The following is a 17,920-nucleotide window of genomic DNA, read 5'->3' on the forward strand; positions in this document are numbered from 1 at the left end:
GTGAATGCCGGGGGCCGCGTCACAGGGCCTGTCGTTGAAGGGTTTCGTCAAAATGGAACTGGCGCAGGACATGTTTCTGCACCTTGCCGGAGGCGGTGCGGGGAATGGCCTCGACGAAGAGGATGCGGGCCGGGCGCTTGAAGGCTGCGAGCCTTGCGGCGCAATGGCCGGCGATCTCATCGCCCGTTGCCACGGCACCCGGCCGCAGCACGACATAGGCGACACCGCATTCGCCCCATCGGATGTCGGGAATGCCGACGACCGCGGCCTCGAGAATATCGGGATGGCTTGCGAGTGCCGCTTCGACCTCGGCGGGATAAACATTCTCGCCGCCGCTGATGTACATGTCCTTCAGCCGGTCGACGATGCGATAGAAGCCGTTCGCTTCGCGCCGGCCGAGATCGCCGGTGCGGTACCAGCCGTCGGTGAAGGCGGCAGCGGTTTCCTGAGGCTTGTTCCAGTAGCCCGGCGTCACCGCCGGCCCGCGCAGCCAGAGTTCACCGATCTCGCCTTCATCAACCTCGCGGCCGTCCTCGCCGACAATGCGAATGTCGAGCAAGGGTGCCGGAAGACCGACGCTGCCGGGATTGTCCTGCACGGCGCGCCGGTCGATCGGCACGTGCAGCACCGTTCCGGCCTCGCTCATGCCGTAACCATTGACCAGCGCAACGCCGTCGTCGAGATAGCTTTCGATCAGCGCCTGCGTCAGCGGCGCGCCGCCGACGAAGAGCGCATGCAGGCCGGCCAGCGCCGCGGCGCCATAGGCGGGATCATTGCGCAAGGCGAGTGCGATCTGCGGCACGGCGAAATAATGGGTGACGGCACGCTGCCGGTCGGCAAGGGCTGCGAGTGTGCGCGCCGGCGTGAAGCGGTCGGAGACAACAAGGGTGCCACCCAGCATCAATGTGGTGCGCGCGACGGCAATCAGCCCGATCGTGTGGAAGAACGGCAGGTCGCACAGGGCGACGGATCCCGGCCCGATCTCTCCGACGACGGAAAAATTAATGGCCGCGAAAAAAGCGTTGCGGCGGGTGATGACGACGCCCTTCGGCTGGCCCGTCGTGCCCGAGGTGTAGAGAAGGACGCAGGCTCCATCGGCATCGGCGGACACCGGCGCGGCCGGAAGGCTCGCCTCGATCCGCGCGGCGAACCCGGCCGGACTGTCGCCCGTCGATATCACCGCCATCTCAGGATCGGCTCCCGCAAGGCTGGCGACGGTTGCCGCAAACTCCTCGTCGTGAACCAGCAGAACCGGGGCGCAATCGGCAAGGATCGGCCGAAGCTCGGCGGCGTTGAGGCGCCAGTTGAGCGGCACGTAGATGGCGCCGGCACGCTGGCAGGCAAAGGCAAGCACGATCGAATCCAGGGAATTGCGCGCCAGCAGGGCGACACGCCCCCCGTCGCGGCGTGCTCCGAGTTCATCGCTGAGGAGGCCGGCGCACCGGGCGATCCGCGTATCGAGCTCGGCATAGCTGAGCTGCCGGTCGGTGGCGATCTCGAACAGAGCCGGACGGTCCGGTGCGACGCGGGCGCGGTAAAGGATCGGATCATCCGTCACCAGTCCGCAATCCGCCGACGAAGCCATCCCGGAAAAGGAATGCGCCATTTCTCCTCCCATGCCCGCTGCTCCCCGCGGCAGGCATCACATTTGTATGCAACACATACTAATATCTTTTTCCTGTGATGCAAGAGGCTGTTTACGGCAAATCCGATCGCTCGATTGGCGCGAGGAAATCCGCACTACGGATATTGACTAACCTGCTGATTTTGATGGTTATGGCGCCTGGACGAGGCGAGAACGAACGATGGCAACAAAATCACCGCAGGACGATTTAGAGGGTGAAGATGCTCCGGCGACGCCGGGCCTCGACGTCGGCCGGCTTGGCGATCTGCTGGGATTTCATCTGCGCATGGCCCATGTCGCGATCTATCGCGACTTCGCCGAAACCATGGAGGAACTGGCGCTGACGCAGAAGCAGCTGGCGGTGATGGAACTCGTCGCCGGCAATCCGGGCGCATCGCAGATCGACCTTGCCAATACGCTCGGCACCGACCGGGCGACGATGATGGCCCTCGTCAACCGGCTGGCAGCCCGCGACTTCATCGAGCGCCGCCCCTCCGAGGCAGACCGCCGGCGCCAGGAACTTCATCTGACGAAGGCGGGACACGCAATGCTCGCCCGGGCGCGTGCGCTGATCGACAGGCACGAGCAGCGTTTCATCGACCTGTTTTCGCGCGACGAACTGGATGCGCTGCTGACGGCGCTGAAGCGGATATACAAGGGGAACTGAAACCCGCCTTCGCTCGGGAAGCAAGCAGCATCCAAGCCTTTAGATTTCTATTGGGTAACCCCCGTGTTATGATCCCCATCCTGGCGTCGTCCGCCGTGGGTTCTGCACACGGAGACTTGTCTCATGAGCGAAGTGGACGTACTTTTTGCCTCCCTGCGACAGGCGGCTGACCCGCGGACGGTCGAGTGCATCGAAAACGTCGTCACGCATGGCTCGGATCGCGAGCTCAATCGCATCAATGCGCTCGCTTTCGCCGATAAGCACGATCTCGACCAAGAGAAAACCATCGCCGCATTTCTCCATGCAGCCCGCATAGGCGCGTTCGAGATGACCTGGAATGTCCTTTGCCCGGGATGCGGCGGCGTCCTCGACAGCGGCGCAACCCTCAAAACCGTCGTCCATGAGACGTATCATTGCGCGCTCTGCGCGGCCGGATACGAGCCGACCCTCGACGAAATGGTCGAAGTCACGTTTACGGTCAGCCCGCGCGTGCGCAGGATTGCCGCCCACGACCCCGATCGGTTGCCGCCGCTTGAGTACTACCGCCAGATCTTCTTCAGCTCCGGTGTCGACTTGCCTGACGATCTCGAAGCGAGGTTTTCACGCATCCAGCTGGAGATGATCGAGTTGGCTCCGGGCGAGAAGGCTTTCGTCTCCCTGCAGCTGCCGGCGCAGTTCGTTATCATCTTCGATCCGGTGACACACTCGGCGCAGTTCATCGACGTGCAGGGCGAGCCCACCGACGAACGTCAAACCCTCTCGATGATCATCAGCCGGACACATGCGCTGAACGAAACGCTGACCCTGCGCCCGGGCTCACTGCGGCTCACCCTCGAGAACCACACCGATCGCAGAGTGGTGCCGAATGTCTGCATCGCAGGAGACGAGCTGCACGACTTGCTGGGCCGCAGGCGGCCTTTCCTAACAGCCAAGCGCCTACTGACGAACCAGAGCTTCCGCGACATCTATCGGACCGACACACTCGACGTCGACCAGCGCCTCAAGATCACCAGCCTGACTTTCCTCTTCACTGACTTGAGGGGATCGACCGCGCTTTACGAGCGCGTCGGAGATCTTGCCGCTTTCGATCTGGTGCGAGCGCATTTCCGGGTTCTTCACGAGATCGTCGCCACAGAGGCCGGAGCCGTCGTCAAGACCATAGGCGATGCCGTGATGGCGACCTTTCCGAGCCCGGACCGCGCCGTGGCGGCGGCGCTCAAGATGCGGGAGGCGATGCTTCGGCTAAATGCCGAACACGGCAGCGACGATCTTCTCCTGAAGATCGGCATTCATGAGGGACCATGCCTCGCCGTCAACCTGAACGACCGGCAGGATTACTTCGGCCAAACCGTCAATATCGCCTCCCGCGTCCAGGGCCTTGCCGATCCCAATGTGATCATGACGACCGAGGCAATCGTCGAGGATGCCCAGGTTTCAGAGATCCTCCGCGACAGCGGCATCACATCGGCCTCCCGGATGGCGGAGCTTCAGGGCATCGGGAGAGAGGTGAGGATTTTTGCGCTGTCGTGAGGTTGGTCCGCTCTTCGACGTGAAGCAGCTGTTGCAGTTTCCGCTAACGGCGGCCTTTAGCGGACTTTCATCGGCAATCAGTGTTCGGCAGCTTCGCGCCCCCATTTCCGTCGTTTAGGCTGATTGCTACTTAACCTAAAAAGCGACATTCGTTCATTCCGTCACAAAGCTACGGAGGATTACGCTGTGACGTCATGATCAGGACGGGACGGACATACTTGTCCCGTTTGGTTCGGGAGGGCATCGACGCCGAGCAGCCTAACCCCATCCGACAATCAAATAGAGGAAGATGAAGCACAGCAGGCTGACGGCTTCGCCCCTGGCCAGAAGCCCTACGGCGTGCACAGGATGTCGATGCACTTGGCAGCAAATGGCCCCGTTCATCGAATCGGGTTAAGACGATTGGCGCGCGATTAGGGATCGGCTACATGGCGATGGAACAGGATGAAGGGCTGGCGGTATTCAATTGGAGTCGCCGCTGGACACCCATGGAATGGACCGCACGATGGGTGCCGGCTGAGCTGCAGCGCCACGCCGGTGTGGACGGCCCGAAGATGGTCACGCTAAGCGATTGGGCGGACACGCACTGTCTAGTGCTACTTGGGGATGCCGGGCTCGGCAAGACGCATGAGATCGATCGCCTGGCGTCTCGCCTGCGGACCGATGGCGTAGCGGTCGATCTTCTTAGAGGCCGCGATCCGGATCTCCCGGCAGCGCTCGATGCGCTGCTGTCCTCACCACATCATGCCGCCTGGTCGGGCGATCAGAAGGCTTGGTATATTTTCATCGACGGGTTGGATGAAATCACACCGTCGACGGACGCGGCAAGGCTGTTGTCCGGCTTTCTCGACCGGCTCTTTGCAACTCACCGGGATACGGACCGTCTGCGGCTAATAGTTACCTGTCGGACCTCGGCCTGGGGCGAGGCGTTCGATCGGGTGCTTGAGGATCGATGGCCTGTGAGCAACCTGCGCAAGCTCGTTCTCGCGCCGCTTGATCGGGTCGACATCGAGGAGGCGATCGCGCAAAGCGAGCGTGATCCTATCAAGCAGGCTCACCTTGAAGAGCAGCTGCTTGCCCCACAGCTGCGGACCTTAGCCGGGTTGCCGCTTTTCCTCCACTTACTTCTGATGCGCCATCGCTCCGGCGCGCCTCTGCCCAATGGGCCAGCCCATCTCCTGCCATTCGCCATCGAGGGCGCGCTCGCCGATCCGTCAGTCGACGAGGTCGAAAGGCGCCTGCGGACAGTCGGACGTATGGCTGCGGCCAGCCTCCTATCGGACCAGCCGCGCCTGATGTTGAAAGCCGGCCAGGGTGCGACTGACGCGTTGGCAGTGTCGCGCATCGCCGGCGGGACCGAAGCCGTGTCCGGCGGGTCCTTTGTCGTGACGCCGGCTCGCATGGCGCGCTGCCTTCAATCCAGCCTCTTCACCGAGGTCGCGCCGGACGTTTTTGAATGGTCGCATCGCATTGTGAGCGACTTTCTCGCGGCGCGCTATCTCGCCGAACATCAGCTTTCAGCTGAGCAGATCCTGTCGCTGCTAACTATCCAAGAGGTCGGCGGACCGGGTGGCGTCCAACCCCGGCTACTTGAAATGGCCGGCTGGGCAGCCACCATGATCCCGACCTTTTTCGACGCGCTGCTGGAGCGGCAGCCGGACGCGCTGCTGCGGGCCCAGGCTACGATGCTGAAACCCGAGCAACGAGCGCGTCTCGCCGATGCGCTTCTACTCCGCTTCGGCAGGGGCGATCTACTCGAACAGTATGAGCAGCTTGAGCCGTTGCTCGGCCGGCTCGATCATCCGGGTCTGGCGGAACAGTTGCGCCCCATCATCACCGATACCGAAGCCGCACCGTTCCGGCGCCGCGCCGCCATCGATATGGCCGTCGCGGCCCAGTTGGAGACGCTTGCGGATACGCTGCTCGACGTCACGCTCGACACCGGCGGGGACGCGGTTTTGCGTTCCATCGCGTTGCGGGCGGGGCTACAACTCGACCCTATGCAGGCCAAAGAGCGGCTGAAGCCGCTGCTTGCGGGTGACCTGTTAGGGGACGAGGAGGACCGTCTGAGAGGCGCGCTGCTCGATCTCTACTGGCCCGACCAGTTGAGTTTCCGCGAGCTGCTAGGCGTGCTCACCATCCCGAAGAGGCGCGATTTCATTGGTCATTATCAGCTCTTCCTCTACAGGTTCGTCACACCCGATCTGACTCCGGATATGGCGCTCGATGCGCTTACTTGGCTACACCAGCGTTTCGACGTAGATGGGAGGGACCATTATCAGTTGCTCCCCGTCATGCAGCGAGTTTTCTGGGCGGCGGCGACGCAGACGGCGGTTTCCGGAGTCCGCAACGCGATGGCGGAGCTGGTCGACGATGTCGGTCACGAGCTAGGCGAACTGACAACTAGGCAGAACAAAGATATTGTCCCGTGGCCCGAAGGTTCTGAGGTGCGCGTTGACATAGTGCAGGCAATATTGGAGCGAGCTAGCGAACCAGCGCGCGCCATAGCGGTAGTTTTTCTATATTTGCCCGATCTCGTTCGCCCAGCTGATATTGGGATGTTTGTCTCGCGGTTGCCAGGCGTCGACGAGCGGATTTGCGGTGCATGGGCCCAGATCATCGTCGATCTAGGACTCAATTTGCCGATCAACATGCTGACGCCGGTCTGGCAGATGGCATCGCGGGTTCCTCAGCTCAAGACGCTTCTGGCCGAGCGCTACACGGTCGACATCGCATCGCCAGCAGCGGACCGGATGCGGCGGAAGTGGCGGCGCGAGGTAGAGGAGCAGCAGCGCGCGGCCGAGGAGGAGGATGCCGAGACTAGCTGGCTCGCGACAGTGGTCGATCTGCTCGACCGGATCGAGGCGGGGGATGCCGGGCTGTGGTGGCAGCTCAATCTCCAACTCTTCTATGAGCCAGTCGGCGGCTATCACTCGAATCTCGAATTCATCGCGGATCTGACCCGGACGCCTGGATGGAAGGCGCTTAACGATCAGGATCATCATCGCATCCTGCGCACGGCGGAACTTTACCTGCGTGATGCGCCCCTTGCCGATTCTGCTTGGCTGGGCACGATTACCAGCCATCGTCCCGCCAACGCCGGGCTGCGGGCGTTGTTCCTGCTCCACCAGCACGCGCCCGCGGTCCTGGCGCAGCTGCCCGCGGAGACATGGGCGGCATGGGCGCCAGCGACGATCGGCTTTTTCAGCAATGATTTTTATGATGATGGCGATGTGCAGCGCGAGCTCGTCGCCGAAACTTATCGCGTCGCGCCGTCCGCGATCCATGACGCCGTTCGCCAGATCGCGCTCGGCGGGCAGTCGGAGGGCCTAAACCAGCGTGTGTTCGAGCTGCTCGACAGCGTTTTCGACGCGCCACTGGCTGAGCTGCTCGAGAATTTGCGTCAGGCTGACGGACTCAAGGGAAAGAATGCCCGCGCCGACATTCTGACCTTTCTGGTGCGGCACAGCGATGCGCGCGCTACGGATCGGGTGCAAACCGCACTCTCCCGCCGGGAACAGCAGACACTGCCATCATCGTCAGACGGGGGGGAGCTGGTGACGGCGGCGGTCGAGATGCTGTTTGCCCGGCCCGGCGAGCACTGGAACATGCTTCTTGATTTGCGCGAGTCCAATCCAACGCTCGCCAGTGCGGTCTGGGCAGGGATTGCGCAGGCATTCGCCTTCAGCCGGGCGCTGTCCTTGGAGGAACTCAGCGAATATGAGCTGGCTCAGACCTATATTGACCTCGCCATCCTGTTACCCGAGCGGCCGCCTGAAACGTCCGGCGCGCGCGTGCTGGGCGTTCCGGATCATATAGCGCAGTTGAGCAGCGCCGTCCTCGCCAGGCTGGTGAATGTAGGCACCAATGCCGGGCTTGAGCAGCTATATCGGATCCAGCGCGCGCTTCCGCATGTGGCCGACAGTCTGCAATGGTCAATCGGCACGGCCCGCCAAAATGTCCGCAGCAAGACCGTCCGTCGCGAGGATCCCGCCGAAGTGCTCTCACGCATCGCCGATATGAGCATGGCCCTAACAGGATCCGTTCCGGAACCCGCTGCCGGATCTAGGCGTGACGCTCCCAGCGCGCTGCCCGTTCCCACTGGGATCGATGTCCCGACTCCCGCCCTGCAACCATCAGGTCCACTCGATCCGGCTAGCCACCGCGTCATCCTGCTGGTGGCAACGGAATGGTCGTCAAGCCATGGCGGCATTTCAACACTCAACCGTGATCTGTGCGTGGCGCTTGCGGCGCTCGGGCATCGGATTCTGTGCCTTGTCGTCGAAGCCTCTGAGGCCGAGCAGAATGACGCCCGCGCGAAATCTGTCACCCTAATTAGGGCACGCGAGTCCGTGGGCATTAGAGGTCGCGAACGGCTCCTCCTATGCGAACGCGAAGATCTGGAAAAAGCGCCCGACATCGTCATCGGCCATGATCATATCACTGGCCGCTACGCGCGCGCTATCGCAGGCCGTTTCGGCGCGAAATATGTTCACATCCTCCACACCATTCCGCAGGAAAATGAAGCGCTGAAGGACTCACGCGATGGGATCGAGCGCGACCTTCTTGCCGGCGAGATCAAACTCGAGGATCAGATCTCGCTGGGGCAGCAGTCCGATCTGATCGTCGCAGTGGGGCCTAGGATCGAACGTCATTTTCGAGCTGAGGCTTATAACATCCCCGACGTTGTGGTGATGGTACCCGGATTGAATACCGAGCTATTGAAGGTCACGGTCAATCATCTCAGCCTCCGGCTTAACAGCTGTCTCATGTCGGGTCGGATGGAGGACGCTGGCGTCAAGGGTGGGCGGCTCGCCTGTGACGTCATCAAGCAAGTGGCGCAGTTGCGCCAATGGCCTACAGGAGACACACCCCAGCTATCCATTCGGGGGTTCAGCAAAGAGAAGGCTGATGCGGAATTTGCACGGATTGGCTTTGCCAAAGACTATGCTCAGTTCGTGCGCTTCCGTTCCTATTCGACCAATCCGGATGAATTACGGCAGGATTATCTCAAGTCAGCGCTGATTATCATGCCGTCTGTCGCAGAAGGCTTCGGACTGACGGGCCTCGAGGCGATTTCGGTTGGTGTGCCCGTGGTGCTCTCGTCGGAAAGCGGCCTCGCCCACTATCTTTTGGCGTCAGAGCTGAATGACGGCCTGGACCAGGCGCTGGTCGAGCCGTCGATCGCACCGGTCACGCTGTGCGATCAGGACAACCTAGCCGCATGGGTAGAGAAGGTAGACGCGATCCTCTCGGATCGTGCGGCCGCGTTCAGGCGTGCCGCTGAACTGCGTGATGCGCTAAAGGCGAGGCTCAACTGGGACATAGTTGCTCGCAGATTGTCCAAGGATCTTGAGCGACTGCACTAGGAAACAGTCCGGTCGTCTAACACAGGCTAAGGACTATCGCGAGGGGGCAGCCCTCGGGGACGTCTCTGAATACCCACGCTATTCTTGGGCAGGAAAGAAACCCCTCACGACATTCATCGTAGTTTAAGGCGGTTATATTCGTCGTAATTCGCCGGATTTGAGCGTCCGTAGATTCTGTATTTATCAGCGGTGGGAACACAGCGAGGCGCGGCGCAAAGGCTTGCCCGCTAGTAAATCGTTGGTGCTCTTGCGATCCGAGTCGGCAGCCGGTTATGCGACGTCCGCTTCTGTGCGCATCTTGTCCGAGAGCCGTCAATCCACAAACGACACGATGTCGGCCATAGCCGATTGCGGCACGCGATGACCGGTATGGCGCATTGCAGTCCTACGCCAGCTTGGGATTCCATGTCAGCATGATCTGCGATCCAAGACCGGCAAATTTGAGCTTTGACCAGCGAGCCCCAAACCTAAGGCCAATCCGCATAGCCTGAAGACAGCATGCTGTTTCCCGAGCCGGCTGAAGCGCGGGCGATTTCGCGGTAGCCGGCGGGTGAAAGGCCGGTCTTGCGCTTGAAGAAATGGCTGAAATAGGTGGGGTCGCGAAAGCCGAGGCTGTCGGAGATTTCCTGGATATTGCGGGCCGATCGCTCCAATCTGAGCTTTGCCTCCTGCACGACGCGCTCGTGCAGGAGCTGGATCGGCGAGCGGCCAAGCGCCCTTTGGCAGGTGGAATGCAGCCGGTCGGCCGTGACGCCCAGCTCCGCGGCATAATCGCTGATCGGCCGGTGCTGGCGGAAGCCGGCCTCGACGAGTTGCCGATATCTCTGCAGGATCGATCCCACTTCGCCCTGCCCGCGCTGCTCGTTTCTTTCGCTATCGGAACCGCGCCAAAGCGCCATCAGGATGAGCCTGATATAGGCGGATGCGACCATCCAGGAGGAGCGGGAGGGATCGCCGAGTTCCCGCACGAAGCCGGAGATCAGCGGACTGATTTCGGTAACCGTCAAGGGATCCAGTGCCTCGACCAGCTTGCGCTGTTCGGTGAAGATGCGCAGCGAATAGGATTCCACCTTGTCGCCGATCGCATCGACCATGATCTGCGGCGAAGCGCCGACCAGATGAGCCGCGGTTCCGGCTGATATCGACAGGTCGCATCGCGCCTGTGGCGGCAGGAAGGCAAGCAGCGGCCCGTGCAGCGGCCGATGTTCGCCATTGTCGAAGTGAAGTTCCCCACTCCCCTCGCCGAGCAGAAGGAAATGGTGGAAATCGGCATACAGTCCTTTTTGGAAACGGATGCGCCGGTGCGACAGTGACGGCCCGTGCCACTCGCCCCTGGCATAGTGATGAATCCCTCCGTCCGTTGCCAACGCTTTTCCTCCATTCCCGCATCAAACAATGCTGATATCACCGGATAATTACAATATTAACCCAATAAATCGCATTCCATCCGTGCCAGATCGGCGTAACCTTTTCTCCATCAGCCTTTGGGAGGAGGCACTTCAACAGATGCAGGAACGGTCAGGCGGCCCTCGTGGCGTCGCGTCCGCTCGTTTTCTCCCATGGCAACAATGCGAGCGTCATCACGTGGAAGCAACGCGTGGGGAATGGTGGAACGGTGTTTTCGGCAAAGCTGATGATCAACAACGAGGCGATGGATGCTTCCGAAGGGGCCACCTTCGAACGCAGCGATCCGTTGACCGGCGATGTCGCAACGATCGCCTCGGCAGGATCCGTTGCTGACATGACGAGGGCAGCCAATGCGGCAGCAGCGGCCTTTCCGAACTGGTCGCAGACCGGCCCGAGCGAACGACGCAGGCTCCTGAATGCCGCCGCCGACATCCTGGAGGCCCGCACCCCCGAACTCGTTGCCGCCATGACCGGTGAAACCGGCGCCACCGCGCAATGGGCGGCGATCAATTGCGGGCTCGGCGCGGATATTCTTCGCGAGGCTGCGGCGATGACCACGCAAATATCCGGCGAGATCATTCCCTCCGCCATTCCGGGAAGCCTTGCCATGGCGGTCCGCCAGCCGGCAGGCGTCTGCGTCGGCATTGCCCCCTGGAATGCGCCAATTATCCTAGGCACCCGCGCCGTCGCCATGCCGCTTGCCTGCGGCAACACCGTCGTCTTCAAGGCGTCAGAACTTTGCCCGAAGACCCATTGCCTGATCGGCGACATCCTGTGTGATGCCGGCTTTCCGCGCGGCGTCGTCAATGTCGTCTCCAATGCGCCGAGCGATGCCGCCGCCGTCGTCGATGCGCTGATTGCCCATCCGGCCGTGCGCCGCATCAACTTCACCGGCTCCACCCGCGTCGGCAGGATCATTGCCGAATCCGCGGCAAGGCATCTCAAGCGCTGCCTGCTCGAACTCGGCGGCAAGGCGCCGTTCATCGTCCTTGCCGATGCCGATATCGATGAGGCGGTGCGTGCGGCCGCCTTCGGCGCCTTCATGAACCAGGGCCAGATCTGCATGTCCACCGAGCGGATCATCCTCATGGACGAGATCGCCGACGGCTTCGTCGGCAAATTCCGCACCAAAGCCGCAACCCTCGTCGCCGGCAATCCCAAGGACGGCGACACGCCGCTCGGCACGCTGATCAACGCTGAGGCCGTCCGGCGTGTCCGGTCGCTCGTCGATGATGCCCTGCAAAAGGGCGCTGTCCTCGTCTGCGGCGGCCAGGTCAACGGCACGCTGATGGACGCGACCGTCATCGATCACGTGACGCCTGCCATGCGCATCTACCGCGAGGAGAGCTTCGGGCCGGTCGCGGCGATCGTCCGGGTCGGCAGCGTCGACGAGGCCGTCACGGTTGCCAACGACAACGAATACGGGCTGTCGGCCGCCGTTTTCAGCGCCGACGTCAATGCAGCGCTTGCCGTTGCCATGCGGCTCGAATCCGGCATCTGCCACATCAACGAAGCGACAGTTTCCGACGAGCCGCAAATGCCCTTCGGCGGCGTCAAATCAAGCGGCTACGGCCGCTTCGGCGGCAAGGCGGCGATCGATGAATTCACCGAGCTCAGATGGATCACCATGGCCTCGGGAAAACGGCACTACCCGATCTAATAGATCGGCCGACATGAACAATGAGAACGGGCTGGGAGGCCCGATCAAGAGGGAGGAATGATTTCATGAACGGCATTTTCCGCAACGGAAAAATCAACGCGGCATCGCTGAGCCGCCGCTCTTTCATCGCATCTACCGTGGCGGGCGGTGCGGCGCTGGCGCTTTCCGGCCGCACGGCCTTCGCTCAGAGCGGCGATACGCTGAAGGTCGGCTTCATCAGCCCGCGCACCGGCCCTCTTGGCGGCTTCGGCGAAACGGACGGCTATGTGCTGGAACTGGCGCGCAAGGCGCTGGCGAACGGCCTGCAGGCAGGCGGCAAGACCTGGAAGGTTGAGATCCTCGACCAGGACACCCAGTCCGATCCCTCGCGTGCCGGCCAGCTGGCGAAGGACCTGATCAACAACCAGGCGATCGACCTGATGCTCGCCGTCTCGACGCCCGAAACCATCAATCCGGTGGCCGACGCCTGCGAAGCATCAGGCATTCCCTGCCTCTCGACGGTCATGCCCTGGGAAGCCTGGTATTTCGGCCGCGGCGCCAAGCCGGGCGCGCCCTCGCCGTTCAAGTGGACCTATCATTTCGGCTTCGGCGTCGAAGAGTTCCACAAGGCCTATGTCTCGCAGTGGAACCTGATCGAGACCAACAAGAAGGTCGGCGTGATGTATCCGAACGACGCCGACGGCAATGCGATCCGCACCCATCTGGCGCCGGCACTCGCCAAGGAGGGCTTCACCATCGTCGATCCCGGCGCCTATGAAACCGGAACCACCGACTTTACCGCGCAGATCGCTCTCTTCAGGCAGGAGGGCGTGGAGATCTTCAATTCGTTCCCGATACCGCCTGACTTCGCCGCCTTCTGGCGTCAGGCCGCACAGCAGGGCCTTACCCAGCAGATCAAGATCTGCCAGATCGCCAAGACGGGCCTGTTTCCGTCCGACATCGAGGCGCTCGGCGATCTCGGCCTGAACATCGGCAGCGCCGCCTACTGGCACAAAGCCTTCCCCTATAAATCCACGCTGACGGGCGTCTCCGGCACCGAACTTGCCGACGGTTATGAAACCGCAAGCGGCAAGCAGTGGACGCAGCAGCTCGGCGCCAGCCTTGCACTTCTCGACGCCGGGTTCGATGCGCTGAAGGCGAGCACCGACGTCAAGAGCAAGGAGGCTGTGGCCAAAGCGATCAGCACGCTGAAGACCACCACGATCGCCGGCAAGGTCGACTTCACCAGCGGCCCCGTCGCCAACGTCTCTCCCGGACCGATTATCGGTACGCAATGGGTGAAAGCGCCGGAGGGCTCGAAATTCGCGCTCGACTACGTTGTCACCGAAAACGCCACCGACCCCAATGTCCCCGTCGGCGCCAAGCTCACCGCTTACAATGGATAACCAAGTGCAGCGACAGGAAGCGCAAAGACGGCCGGGGGGAGCCTTTCTCTCGGCCAAGGGGATCCACAAGCGGTTCGGCGCGCTGGTGGTGCTGGAGAATCTGGATTTTTCCATGGGCGATGGCGAGGCGATCGGCATTGTCGGGCCGAACGGCGCTGGCAAGACGACCCTGCTCAGCGTGCTCGCCGGCGCCTTCCCGCCGAATGAGGGAAGCATCACCTTCGACGGCGTCGACGTCACGCGCCGGACGGCGGCGGAGCGCTGCCGCTCCGGGCTCGTTCGGACCCATCAGATTCCCAAACCCTTCGGCGGCATGACGACTTTTGAGAATGTTTTCGTCGCCGCATCGCACGGCAATGCCGCAAGCCGCGACGAGGCCTATGAGCGCGTGGTGGATTCGCTTTCGCTCTGCGGCATGCTTGGCGTCGCCAACCGCCCGGCCGACACGCTCGGCCTGCTGGACCGCAAACGGCTGGAGCTTGCCCGTGCGCTTGCCACGCAGCCGAGGCTGATGCTGCTCGACGAGATCGGCGGCGGCCTGACGGATGGCGAGGCGAGCGAACTGGTGGAAACCATCCTCGAACTGCGCCGCCGCGGCATCGGCATCGTCTGGATCGAGCATATCGTTCATATCCTCCTGCAGGTGGCGGAGCGGCTGATCTGCATGGACGCCGGCAGGATCATCGCCGACGGCGAACCGAAATCGGTCATGAGCGACGCGGAAGTGGTCAAGGCCTATCTCGGAGGGACACCCGCATGAGCCTTCTCTCCATCCGCGACCTCGACGTCCGCCACGGCCTGCTCCAGGCGGTGCGCGGCGTCAGTTTCGATCTTGCCAGGGGCGAGGTGCTGGCGCTGGTCGGCGCAAATGGCGCCGGCAAGACGACGCTGCTCAGATCGATCGCCGGCGCCCATCTGCCATCCTCCGGCCGCGTCCTTCTTGACGATGAAGATCTGGCCGCCGTCCCGTCCCATAAGCGGATCGCCAAGGGCATCGCCCTGGTGCCGGAAGGCCGGCGCCTGTTTTCGCAGATGACGGTGGAGGAAAACCTGCTTCTCGGAAAGAGCTCCGGCCGCAAGGGCGAGTGGAGCATCGACCGCGTCCTCGACGCCTTTCCGAACCTGAAACCGCGCCGTCACGCCAAGACAGGACACCTCTCGGGCGGGGAACAGCAGGCGACCGCCATCGGCCGGGCGCTGATGAGCAATCCCGATATTCTTCTCCTGGACGAGGTCTCGCTCGGACTTTCGCCTCTGGTCGTCGATCGCGTCTATGCCCAGCTGCAGGCGCTGCTCACGTCGGGAACGACCATCGTGCTCGTCGAGCAGGATCTCGCTCGCGCCATGAGCGTGGCAAGCCGTGTCATCTGCATGCTGGAAGGACGCATCGTCCTCGACCGGCCGGCCGCCGCCGTCACGCGCGAACATGTCACTCAAGCCTATTTCGGATTGCACCGGACATCAGGCGAAAGGAGCGCATCGTGATCAACACCCTGCTCCAGGGCATTCTGCTCGGCGGCTACTACGCCGTTATCGCCTGCGGACTGTCCTTTATGTTCTCGGTCATGCGGATCATCAATCTCGCGCATGGCAGCCTGGCGGTCGCAGCCGCTTATGGGCTGTGGCTGCTGGCCGCCAAAGCCGGCATTCCACCCTTCACCGGCCTGCTGATCGTGCTGCCGGTCATGGCGGCGGCGGGATGGCTGCTGCAGCGCTTCATTCTGGAACGCAGCGCCCGCGGCGGCACGCTCCTGCCGATCCTGACGACCTTCGGCCTGTCGATCGTCATCGACAACCTGCTGTTCGAGCAGTTCGGCGCCGACACCCGGTCGCTCGCACCATTCATCGGCAACCTGTCCTATGCATCCTGGCAGCTGCCGGGCCACATCTACGTCGGCAAGCTTGCTGTCATGATGATGGTGACGGCAGTCCTCGTTCTCGGCGGGCTGCAGTTCTTCCTCAGCCGCTTTGCGCTTGGCCGCGCGATCCGCGCCACGGCGGAAGATCCCGATACGGCGGGGCTGGTCGGCATCGACGCCCGCAGGGTCAACGCCGTCGCCACCGCGATCACCATGGTCACGGTCGGGATCGCCGGTGCTTTTCTCGGGATGCGGGCAACCTTCAGCCCCTACTCCGGTGGCCCACAACTTCTCTTCGCCTTCGAGGCGGCCGTCATCGGCGGCGCGGGATCGCTATGGGGCACGCTTGCCGGCGGCATCGTTCTCGGTCTTGCCCAATCGCTCGGCGCCCAATTGCATCCGCAAGGCTTCCTGATCGGCGGCCATGCCGTGTTCCTGCTGGTGCTTTTCGTCAGGCTATCCCGGTTCGGCATGCCGTCTCTCGACAAACTTGGCGCCTTTCTCAAACTGCGCACCCGTCTCCGGAGCCCGACATGAGCCCAAACGCGACCCTTGCCTCCAACGGAATATCGATAGAACGCTGGACGAAGGCGTCGCGGGTGGCGCTCGGCTGCATGGCCGCGGTGCTTGTCCTGCTGATGTTTGCCCCCGTTGTCCTCGGCGCCGGCGCGATCGACCGGATGACGGCCCTGTTCATCTACGTGATCCTTGCCGCCATGTGGAATGCACTTGCCGGTTTCGGCGGGCTGGTCTCGGTCGGCCAGCAGGTGTTCTTCGGCCTCGGCGCCTATTTCACCATCCGGCTTGCGGATGCGGGGCTCAATCCCTTCGTCTCGCTGTTTGCCGCCGCGATCGTGACCGGCGCGCTGTCGATCCCGCTTTCGCTGTTCATGCTGCGCCTGAAGGGCGGCGAGTTCGCAATCGGCATGTGGGTGATAGCAGAACTCGCCCACCTGCTCGTCAACCTCGACCGGCTGATCCAGGGAGAAACCGGAACCTCGCTGATCTCGCTCAACGTCTATGACGGCGCGACGCGGCGGGCAACGATCTACTGGCTCGCCTTGACGGCCATGGCCGCGCTGCTCGGTGCTCTCTTCATGCTGATGCGCAGCCGCGCGGGTGCGGCCATGCAGGCGATCCGCGACAATGAGGAGGCGGCAACCTCGCTCGGCGTGCGGGTGATCGCGACCAAGAGACTGCTCTTCGTGCTCGCCGCCTTCGGCATCGCCGTCGCCGGAGGCCTGTGGCTGGCGACCGCCACCACCTTTCAGCCGAAGACCTATTTCAGCGTCCAATGGACGGCCTACATGATCTTCATGGTGCTGGTCGGCGGGATCGGCAAGTTCGAAGGCGCGATCCTCGGCGCCATCCTGTTCTTCGTGATCGAGACCGTTTTCGGCGGAGCCGGCGTCTGGTACCTGATCGGCCTTGGCGCCACCGCCCTGATTTTCTCGCTCTACCTGCCGCGCGGCCTTTGGGGCGAAATCGAGCGCCGCTTCGATTTTCAACTTCTGCCGGTCGGCTACCGGCTGAAATTAGCCGGTCCGAACAAAATCAAATGGGAAGAATGAGCCGGCTTGCTTCCGGATTCTGTTGCGAAAGGTGACGTTGATGCTTTTTGGTAAAACAATCCTGGTGACTGGCGTCTCATCCGGCATCGGCGCCCGCACGGCGGAGCTGGCCGGCCAGATGGGTGCCGAGGTCATCGGCGTCGATGTGCGCGAACCGGTGGGTGGAAGTGCCGCCTTCATCAAGGGCGATCTGTCCACGGCATCAGGCGTTGCCGAGATCGTCGCGCAGCTTCCGGTGCGCCTCGACGCGCTCGCCAATGTCGCCGGCCTTTCCGGCAACACGGGTGTCGTCTCGACGCTCGCCGTCAATTTCTATGGCCTTCGCGCCCTGTCGGAAGTCGTGGCGCCCCGCCTGCGCGAAGGTGGGGCCATCGTCAACGTCGCCTCGATCGCCGGCTACGGCTGGCGCGCCAACCTCGAGCGGGCAAAGTCGCTGACATCAATCGAAGGCTTTCCCGAGGTGGCGGCGGTCGTCGCCGAACACGGCCTCAAGGACGAGGAAGGCTACCCGCTCTCCAAGGAGCTGCTACTGCTCTGGACCATGCGGGCAGCCCATCAGCCGCTGTTCAAAAACCGCGGCATCCGGGTCAATGCGGTCAGCCCCGGACCGGTGGAAACGCCGATCCTCAAGCAGTTCCGCGCCGTGCTCGGCGATGCCAGGGTCGATAGCGACATCACCCGCGTCGGCCGCGCCGGCACCTCCGCCGATATTGCGCCGCCGGTGCTCTTCCTCTGCTCGGATGGCGCACGCTGGATCAACGGCGCCAATCTTGCCGTCGACGGCGGCCTCGAAGCTTCCATCAACGCCGAAGTCCTCGGCTTCTAGTTCTTGTCCCCAGGAGACCTCC

12 protein-coding genes are annotated in these 17,920 nt (G+C 62.7%); 10 read left to right on the top strand and 2 right to left on the bottom strand.

Annotation, left to right across the window (positions count from 1 at the left end; all coding sequences use genetic code 11):
* Window positions 1-19: 19 nt before the first annotated feature.
* Window positions 20-1,606 carry an AMP-binding protein gene (locus tag ACM5SV_RS02885; protein WP_419425019.1) on the bottom strand — a complete coding sequence of 529 codons (1,587 nt, stop codon included), beginning with the start codon at window positions 1,604-1,606 and terminating at the stop codon, window positions 20-22.
* Between the two features lie 199 nt (window positions 1,607-1,805).
* Here ACM5SV_RS02885 and ACM5SV_RS02890 point away from each other — a divergent pair, with 199 nt between their 5' ends.
* The 3 genes from ACM5SV_RS02890 (at window position 1,806) to ACM5SV_RS02900 (ending at window position 9,190) form a co-directional block, all read left to right on the top strand.
* The gene (locus ACM5SV_RS02890; RefSeq protein WP_419425020.1) at window positions 1,806-2,291 is read left to right on the top strand and encodes a MarR family winged helix-turn-helix transcriptional regulator; all 486 of its coding nucleotides are present in this window, start codon (window positions 1,806-1,808) and stop codon (window positions 2,289-2,291) included.
* A gap of 123 nt (window positions 2,292-2,414) precedes the next feature.
* Window positions 2,415-3,821: an adenylate/guanylate cyclase domain-containing protein gene (locus tag ACM5SV_RS02895; RefSeq protein ID WP_419425021.1), complete on the top strand. Its 1,407-nt coding sequence runs from the start codon at window positions 2,415-2,417 to the stop codon at window positions 3,819-3,821.
* Between the two features lie 428 nt (window positions 3,822-4,249).
* On the top strand, window positions 4,250-9,190 hold the full coding sequence (locus ACM5SV_RS02900; protein WP_419425022.1) for a glycosyltransferase: 4,941 nt from the start codon (window positions 4,250-4,252) through the stop codon (window positions 9,188-9,190).
* Between the two features lie 467 nt (window positions 9,191-9,657).
* On the opposite strand, the gene ACM5SV_RS02905 is transcribed toward ACM5SV_RS02900, so the two are convergent.
* A complete protein-coding gene (locus tag ACM5SV_RS02905) occupies window positions 9,658-10,557 on the bottom strand; it encodes an AraC family transcriptional regulator (RefSeq protein WP_419425023.1) in 900 nt (299 codons plus the stop codon).
* 266 nt (window positions 10,558-10,823) lie between these two features.
* On the opposite strand from ACM5SV_RS02905, the gene ACM5SV_RS02910 reads away from it, so the two are divergent.
* The 7 genes from ACM5SV_RS02910 (at window position 10,824) to ACM5SV_RS02940 (ending at window position 17,898) form a co-directional block, all read left to right on the top strand.
* Window positions 10,824-12,257, top strand: coding sequence for an aldehyde dehydrogenase (locus tag ACM5SV_RS02910; RefSeq protein WP_419425051.1), 1,434 nt, complete (start codon window positions 10,824-10,826; stop codon window positions 12,255-12,257).
* Window positions 12,258-12,322: 65 nt separating this feature from the next.
* Window positions 12,323-13,642, top strand: a complete 1,320-nt coding sequence (locus ACM5SV_RS02915; protein ID WP_222051599.1) for an ABC transporter substrate-binding protein — start codon at window positions 12,323-12,325, stop codon at window positions 13,640-13,642.
* Window positions 13,635-14,402 (top strand): ABC transporter ATP-binding protein, encoded by a 768-nt coding sequence (locus ACM5SV_RS02920; RefSeq protein ID WP_419425024.1) that lies wholly within the window; start codon window positions 13,635-13,637, stop codon window positions 14,400-14,402. The genes ACM5SV_RS02915 and ACM5SV_RS02920 overlap by 8 nt, the downstream gene beginning before the upstream one ends.
* On the top strand, window positions 14,399-15,127 hold the full coding sequence (locus ACM5SV_RS02925; RefSeq protein ID WP_419425025.1) for an ABC transporter ATP-binding protein: 729 nt from the start codon (window positions 14,399-14,401) through the stop codon (window positions 15,125-15,127). Before ACM5SV_RS02920 ends, ACM5SV_RS02925 begins: the two co-directional genes overlap by 4 nt.
* Window positions 15,124-16,038 (top strand): branched-chain amino acid ABC transporter permease, encoded by a 915-nt coding sequence (locus ACM5SV_RS02930; RefSeq protein WP_419425026.1) that lies wholly within the window; start codon window positions 15,124-15,126, stop codon window positions 16,036-16,038. The genes ACM5SV_RS02925 and ACM5SV_RS02930 overlap by 4 nt, the downstream gene beginning before the upstream one ends.
* A complete protein-coding gene (locus ACM5SV_RS02935; RefSeq protein ID WP_419425027.1) occupies window positions 16,035-17,072 on the top strand; it encodes a branched-chain amino acid ABC transporter permease in 1,038 nt (345 codons plus the stop codon). Before ACM5SV_RS02930 ends, ACM5SV_RS02935 begins: the two co-directional genes overlap by 4 nt.
* Before the next feature lie 40 nt (window positions 17,073-17,112).
* Window positions 17,113-17,898 (top strand): coniferyl-alcohol dehydrogenase, encoded by a 786-nt coding sequence (locus ACM5SV_RS02940; protein WP_221975150.1) that lies wholly within the window; start codon window positions 17,113-17,115, stop codon window positions 17,896-17,898.
* Window positions 17,899-17,920: the final 22 nt, after the last annotated feature.

It is taken from the genome of Rhizobium sp. CRRU65 (assembly GCF_048551595.1).
In the GTDB taxonomy this organism is placed as follows: domain Bacteria; phylum Pseudomonadota; class Alphaproteobacteria; order Rhizobiales; family Rhizobiaceae; genus Rhizobium; species Rhizobium leguminosarum_J.